Source organism: Mesorhizobium sp. M7A.F.Ca.MR.362.00.0.0 (assembly GCF_004023175.1).
Taxonomy (GTDB): domain Bacteria; phylum Pseudomonadota; class Alphaproteobacteria; order Rhizobiales; family Rhizobiaceae; genus Mesorhizobium.
The window spans coordinates 1-7,004 of sequence record NZ_RZTF01000066.1; the positions used below are offsets into that span (position 1 = coordinate 1).

Below are 7,004 nucleotides of genomic sequence, written 5' to 3' on the forward strand. Positions count from 1 at the left end.
ATCGACAACAGCGGCACCGTGCAGGGCGGCACGGGGGGCGCCAGCGGCTATGGCGATCCACGCTACCGCGCCGGATCTGGCGGGATCGGCATTGCCGGGGCAGGCCTCACCGTGACCAACAGCGGCACCATCGCCGGTGGATTCTCGATCGACGGCAACGGTCCCCAGGCTCATGCGATCCAGTTCACCGGTGGCGTCAATACGCTGGAACTGCACGCCGGCTCGGTGGTCAGCGGCACTGTGGAGGCCTTCAGCGCGGCCGACACATTCGGCCTCGGCGGTTCGGTCGGCGGTTCCTTCGATCTTTCACAATTGGGCGCGGCGGGCTCTTCCGCCCAGTATCAGGGCTTCGGCATCCTGGAAAAGTCCGGCACCGGCACCTGGACTATTTCCGGCACACCGGGCACGGTCATGGCCTGGTCCGTCACGCAAGGCATCCTCGATCTCGGCGCCACGACGCAGACCGCCACCAGCTTCACGCTGACGGGCGGGGAATTGCGCAACGGCACTCTGAGCACCGCCGGCAGCTTCGCCTTGAGCAACGGCACCGTGTCGGCGCTCCTCGGCGGGACCGGCTCCCTGGTCAAATCCGGCACCGGCACGGTCGTCCTCACCGGCACCAACACCTATTCGGGCGGCACCTTCGTCAACGGCGGCACATTGAGGATCGGCGGCGACTGGGCGCTGGGCGATGTCTCGGGCGCCCTGACCTTGAACGGCGGCGCGCTGCAGGTGACGGGCAATCCCGTCAGCTTCACGCTGGAACGCCAGATAATCCTCGGCGCCAACGGCGGCACCTTCGATGTCGGCGCCGGCAAGAACCTCATCCTCGACGGCGTGGTTTCGGGTGACGGACAACTCGCCAAGACCAGTTCCGGCACGCTGACGCTGACCGGCGCCAACAGCTATTCGGGCGGCACGGCGGTACGCGGCGGCAGCCTTGTCGCGGCGGCGACAGGTGCGCTCGGCGACGGGCCGGTCACCATAAACTCCAACGGAAGCGGGGGATGGGCCAGGCTCTATTTCTCGGGCAACGACGCCGCCTATCCAGTCAGCGCCCAGGACCTCTCGATCACCGTCGGCCGGGGCGACCTCAACTTCCAGGGCAATGCGACCGCCGGCGCGGCCACCATCGTCCTGGCGCAGGACGGCTATGGCGGGCTCAATTTCGGCACCGGAACCGATGCCGGCACGGCCAGCATCACCAACCAGGGCGGCGGCTTCGTCGCCTTCACGGGGCAAGCGCCGCCGACGCGACCATCGTCAATGACGGCCTGGGCATACCGTATTATTTCAGCAGGACGACCTTCGACGACGATTATTCGAGCAATGAATTTTCCTCCGCCGGAGAAGCCACGATAACCAACCGGAATGGCGGCTCGACCACTTTTTACGGACATTCGGACGGAGGAACGGCAACGCTGGTCAACGAGGCCGGCGGCACGCTCGATTTCCAGCAGGCCTCGCAGGCGGCGAACGCAACCATCCTCAACGGCGCCGGCGGCAGCGTGCTGGTGCGCTTCCGGGATCAGGACTCCGTGCTCGATGTCGGCTCGCTGTCGGGCGACGGGGCCATACAAATCGACGATTCACAGCTGGCGCCACAGCTTTCGCTCGGCTCGCTCGGCCATGACGACGTCATCGGCGGCACCATTTCCGGAAACGGCTCCCTGACCAAGACCGGCACGGGCAAGCTGACGCTCAACGGACAGAACAGCTATGCGGGCCTGACCACCGTCGACATGGGAACGCTGGTGGTGGGCGACGCCAGCCATGGCACAGCCAGCCTCGCCGGCGATGTCACGGTCGATTCCGGCGCGCGCCTTGGCGGCATCGGAACCATAGGCGGCAATCTCACCATCCTCGGCACGCATGGCGTCGGCAATTCCATCGGTGCAGACGGTCGGCGGCAACTATGTCAATCATGGCGTCCTGGAGGTCGAGGCGACCCCGTCCGGCGCCGACAAATTGATCGTCGGCGGCACGGTCGACATATCAGGCGCGACGCTCAACCTGGTCCTGACACCGGCGACGGCCGAGAGCTGGAACCTGCTCAACGGGCCGTACACGATCATCCAGAACAATGGCGCGGCCGATGTCGCCGGCACCTTCGCCTCCGTCGGCAACCTCAACGACCTTCTCTTCCTCGACCATCTCATCAACTACCAGGGCGGCGACGGCAACGACATCAGCCTCACCCTGGCGCGCAACGACGTTGCGGTCGCCAACGTCGCCATCACCCGCAACCAGATCGCGACCGCCGGAGCCCTCGATCGGCTCGGCCAAGGCAATGCGCTTGCATGGGCCATGCTGCTGATGACCGACGAGGATGCCGCGCGCCTGGCGCTCGATGCCGCGTCGGGCGAGGTTCATGCCTCGGCCAAGGGGATGCTGATCGAGGACAGCCGCTTCGTCGCCGATGCCGCTACCGCCCGAGTCCGGGCGGCCATGGGCGACGTTGCCGCTCCCGCCATGCCAGTGATGGCCTATGGCGAGGGCGGCCCGGAGCTGGTCGAGGCTAACACCAGCCGTTTCGTCGTGTGGGGGCAAGCTTTCGGCTCCTGGGGCACGGCGAGCGGCGACGGCAATGCCGCCGGCCTCGACCGCTCCACCGGCGGCTTCCTCGCCGGCGGCGACACCGCCATCGGCGACGCCTGGCGGGTCGGCCTGCTGACCGGCTACAGCCACGCCAGTTTCGACGTCGACGATCGTGCCTCTTCCGGCTCCAGCGACACCTATCACATCGGCCTTTATGGCGGTGGACAGTGGGACGGCCTGGGCCTGCGCGGCGGCGTCGCCTACAGCTGGAACCGGATCGACACCAGCCGCAACGTCGTCGTTCCAGGCTTCGCCGATGCGCTGACGGCGAAATACGACGCCGGCACCGCGCAGGTCTTCGGCGAGGCCGGCTATCGCGTCGAGACGGGCATGGCTGCCTTCGAGCCCTTCGCCAGTCTCGCCTATGTCAACCTGCACACCGACGGCTTCACGGAACAGGGTGGCGCCGCCGCACTCACATCCGTGGCCACGACCACCGAGACCACCTTCACCACGCTCGGCTTGCGTGCCTCGGCCGGCTTCGACCTCGGCGGGGTGCAGGCAACCGCGCAGGGTACAGTCGGCTGGCGTCATGCCTTCGGCGACACCACGCCGACTGCGGACATGGCCTTCGCCGGCGGCGACCTGTTCACCATTGCCGGCGTGCCGATCGCTAGGGATACAGCCATCGTCGGGGCCGGGCTCGATTTCCGGATCGCCGACAGAACCACGCTGGGGATCAGCTACTCCGGCCAGTTCGGGACGAAAGCAATCGATCAGGGCGTCCGCGCCACGATGCAAGTGCGGTTCTGATTTTTCGGCTTTCGTCAGCCTTCGGCAGGAACCGCTTTCGGCTTGCCTTCGCCATCCAGCGCCACCATGACGAAATCGGCATGGGTGACCTTCTCCATCAGGTCGGCGAGGTAACGCTGCGCCCAGGCCTCGACCTTGAGCGTCATCGAGGTGCGGCCGACGCGCTCGACATGGGTGTAGATGCACAGCGTGTCGCCGATCTTCATCGGCTTGGCGAACGACATCTCTTTCACGGCAGCCGTCACCACGCGGCCCTTGGCGCGCTCGGCGGCGCGGATGCCGCAGGCCAGGTCCATCTGCGCCATCACCCAGCCGCCGAAAATGTCGCCCGCCGCATTGGCATCCGAAGGCATGGCCAGAGTGCGCAGCGTCAGATCGCCAAGCGGCCGTCCTTCAGCGTAGTGCACCATGCGAGAAATCCTTGTGAGCTGATGATCATCGATCCGTATCGCCGCTGCAGGACCAGGTCAACGCGCCGCAGCTGCTGTTTCCTGGCCTCCATGGCCATAGGCTAACCCTGGCATTCGCGCGGTTGCGCCTGATTTCCAGCGGCTTCGGGTTTTGGAGGGGGCTTCCCCCACTCCGTCGAGCTTCGCTCGCCTCTCCCCCCTCCGGAGGGAGAGGAAGGCACCAGCCCGGCCAAGCTCGCGCCCTTCCTCTACCCCGGGAGAGGTTGCGAGCGAAGCTCGACGGAGTGGGGTCGACTGCGCGGCTTAAGACCAGCCGTTAGCTGAGAGGGGCACCTCTCAAAAATAACCTGCAAGGTTAGCTCTGATGCGGTCCAGCACCGTATCCCCGGAAACATCGGGCACGAATTCCTTGCCCGTGATCGCCTCATAGGCCTGCGCGTAAACCCGCGAAGCCTGTTCGACGATCTCGCCGGGTATTTTGGGGATCGGGTCGTTGTACGGATCGCAGCGCGCCGAGACCCATGAGCGGATGAAATCCTTGTCAAAACTCTCCGGCCGGCTGCCGCTGGCGAGCGCCTGTTCGTAACTCGATGCGATCCAGTACCGGCTGCTGTCGGGCGTGTGGATTTCGTCGGCAAGAATGATGGTCCCGTCCTTGTCGGTGCCGAATTCGTATTTTGTATCGGCCAGGATCAGGCCGCGCTCAGTGGCGCGCTGCTGGCCGCGGGCGAACAGCCGCAAGGCGTAGTCCGATACGGTATCCCACTGCGCCTGCGTGAGAAGACCCTGCTCGAGAATCTCCGCTTTGGACAGCGGTTCGTCATGGCCGCCATGCGCGGCCTTGCTGGTCGGCGTGATGATCGCCTCCGCCAGTCTTTCATTGTCGCGCAGGCCGTCCGGCAGGCGGATACCGTACATGTCACGGTCACCGCGCTTGTAGCGCGTCAGGATCGAGGTGCTGGTGGTACCCGCCAGATAACCGCGCACGACGATCTCGACCGGCAGGATGTCGAGCCTTGTGCCGACGACGACGTTCGGGTCGGGGTATTCGAGAACATGGTTCGGGCAGATGTCGGCGGTTTCCTCGAACCAGTAGCGCGCCGTCTGGGTCAGGATCTCGCCCTTGTAGGGGATCGACGTCAGGATGGTGTCGAAGGCACTGAGCCGGTCGGTGGCGATGATGATGCGCCTGCCATCCGCCAAGTCGTAGTTCTCGCGGACCTTGCCGCTGTAGTGGCCCGGCAGTTCGGGGATGAACGCGTCAGGGAGGGTCCGCATATGATTTCCTGCCTTCCGCAGAGTGGCCGATCCCATCGCATAAGCTGTCGCCCCGGTGCATATCAAGCGCGATTGTCGGGTATCCCCGCAAACCCGACCAGTTCGGCGGTCGCTTTTTTCACAACTGATGCCGGAAGGCGCGGCGACTTGGGAGCGCCGCCGCGTCTAGGCTGCAGCCAATTTTCCGGAGCCGCCCGCATCATCATGCAGACCTATGATTTCATCATCGTCGGCTCCGGCTCGGCCGGCTCGGTCCTGGCCGAAAAACTCTCGGCCTCGGGACGCTTCTCGGTGCTGGTGCTGGAAGCCGGCGGCACCGACCGCCGCTTCTACGTGCAGATGCCGCTCGGCTACGGCAAGACCTTTTTCGATCCCAACGTCAACTGGAACTACAAGGCCGAGCCGGACCCGGGCCTCGCCGGCAATTCCGATCACTGGCCGCGCGGCAAGCTGCTCGGCGGTTCGAGCTCGATCAACGCCATGGTCTGGATCAGGGGCGCGCGCGAGGATTTCGATGCCTGGGCAGCCGCCGGCAATCCCGGCTGGGGCTATGACGATCTGCTTCCCGCCTTCAAGGCGCTCGAGGACAACCAGGCCGGTGCCGACACATGGCGCGGCACGGGCGGCCCGCTGCATGTCACCGACTGTTCGGACGCAGTCCACCCGCTGACCAAACGCTATCTCGCCGCCGGCCAGCAGGCCGGCCTGCCGCTCAATCCGGATTTCAACGGCGCCGCCCAGGAGGGCGTCGGCATCTACCAGATCTCGACCCGCGATGGCCGACGCATGTCGGCGGCGCGCGCTTTCCTGCGCCCGGCGATGAAGCGCGGGAATGTCCGCGTCGAGATGAAGGCGCTGGCGACAAAAATCCTGTTCGAGGGCAAGCGTGCCGTCGGCGTCGAATACCAGCAGAACGGCGAGATGAAGACGGCGCGTGCCGGCCGCGAAATCATCCTGTCGGGCGGTTCGGTCAACTCGCCGCAATTGCTGCAGCTGTCCGGCGTCGGCCCTTCCGCGCTACTGAAGGGCCTGGGCATCCCGATCGTCCACGGCAACGAGAATGTCGGCGCGCATCTGCAGGACCATGTCGGCATCAACTACACCTTCAGGGGCAAGCTGCCGACGCTCAACCAGACGCTGCGTCCCTGGTGGGGCAAGCTGCTGGTCGGCATGCAATACATCCTGACCCGCTCCGGCCCGCTGTCGCTGTCGATGAACAATGCCGGCGGCTTCTTCCGCACCGACCCTGCGGCGACGCGGCCCAACATGCAGCTCTATTTCCAGGCCTTCTCGACCGTCATTCCCAGGAGCGGCGAGCGCCCGATCCTGACGCCGGACCCATGGCCGGGCTTTTCCATCGGCCTGTCCAACTGCCGGCCGTCGAGCCGTGGCGAGATCATGATCCGCTCAGCCAATCCGCGCGACTACCCCAGGATAACGGCCAATGCCTACTCCACCAATGCCGATGTCGAGGAGATGCTGGCGGCGGTGAAATTCGTGCGCAAGATCGCCTCGATGCCCGCCATGGCCGAGATCATCGAGGAAGAGGTCCTGCCCGGTCCCTCGATCACCTCCGATGCCGATCTGGTCCAGGATTTCCGGAAGCGCTCGGGCACCGTCTATCATCCGGTCTCGACCTGCCGCATGGGGCCGGATCCCGCGCGCGCCGTCGTCGACCCGCGCCTCAAGGTGCATGGTCTGGAAGGTTTGCGTGTCATCGATGCCTCGATCTTTCCCGACAACATCACCGGCAACACCAACGCCGCCTCGATCATGACCGGTTGGAAAGGCGCCGAACTGGTTCTGGAGGACCAAGAATGAAGATCACCGACGTCAAGACCTGGGTTGTCGGCAATCCGCCGCCCGGCATCGGCGGCAAGTATTTCATCTTCGTCAAGCTGACCACCGACGGCGGCGTCGTCGGCTATGGCGAGGCCTACAACGCCACCTTCTCGGCCCATGTTA

General features: G+C 65.4%; 5 protein-coding genes and 2 pseudogenes (1 of these 7 running past the window's edge). 5 read left to right on the forward strand and 2 right to left on the reverse strand.

Features of this window, described 5'->3' with window-relative positions; genetic code table 11:
• From EOC06_RS11595 to EOC06_RS11605, 3 genes and pseudogenes are all read left to right on the forward strand, one after another.
• On the forward strand, positions 1-1,362 hold a 1,362-nt coding region (locus EOC06_RS11595), incomplete at its 5' end, for an autotransporter-associated beta strand repeat-containing protein (protein ID WP_206631178.1).
• A gap of 176 nt (positions 1,363-1,538) precedes the next feature.
• A pseudogene (locus tag EOC06_RS45120) lies at positions 1,539-1,718 on the forward strand (hypothetical protein); the annotation flags it as partial.
• A gap of 175 nt (positions 1,719-1,893) precedes the next feature.
• On the forward strand, positions 1,894-3,351 hold the full coding sequence (locus EOC06_RS11605; protein WP_164898547.1) for an autotransporter outer membrane beta-barrel domain-containing protein: 1,458 nt from the start codon (positions 1,894-1,896) through the stop codon (positions 3,349-3,351).
• Positions 3,352-3,365: 14 nt separating this feature from the next.
• Here EOC06_RS11605 and EOC06_RS11610 read toward each other — a convergent pair whose 3' ends face one another.
• Together EOC06_RS11610 and EOC06_RS11615 are read right to left on the reverse strand one after the other, a co-directional pair.
• Positions 3,366-3,761, reverse strand: coding sequence for an acyl-CoA thioesterase (locus tag EOC06_RS11610; RefSeq protein WP_128307793.1), 396 nt, complete (start codon positions 3,759-3,761; stop codon positions 3,366-3,368).
• A gap of 336 nt (positions 3,762-4,097) precedes the next feature.
• A complete protein-coding gene (locus tag EOC06_RS11615; protein WP_128307794.1) occupies positions 4,098-5,039 on the reverse strand; it encodes a phosphoribosylaminoimidazolesuccinocarboxamide synthase in 942 nt (313 codons plus the stop codon).
• A gap of 204 nt (positions 5,040-5,243) precedes the next feature.
• Here EOC06_RS11615 and EOC06_RS11620 point away from each other — a divergent pair, with 204 nt between their 5' ends.
• Both EOC06_RS11620 and EOC06_RS11625 read left to right on the forward strand, forming a co-directional pair.
• Entirely contained in the window at positions 5,244-6,860 is a 1,617-nt protein-coding gene (locus tag EOC06_RS11620) for a GMC family oxidoreductase (RefSeq protein WP_128307795.1), read from the forward strand.
• Positions 6,857-7,004: pseudogene (locus EOC06_RS11625) on the forward strand (mandelate racemase/muconate lactonizing enzyme family protein); it runs 1,082 nt beyond the window's last position. Before EOC06_RS11620 ends, EOC06_RS11625 begins: the two are co-directional and overlap by 4 nt.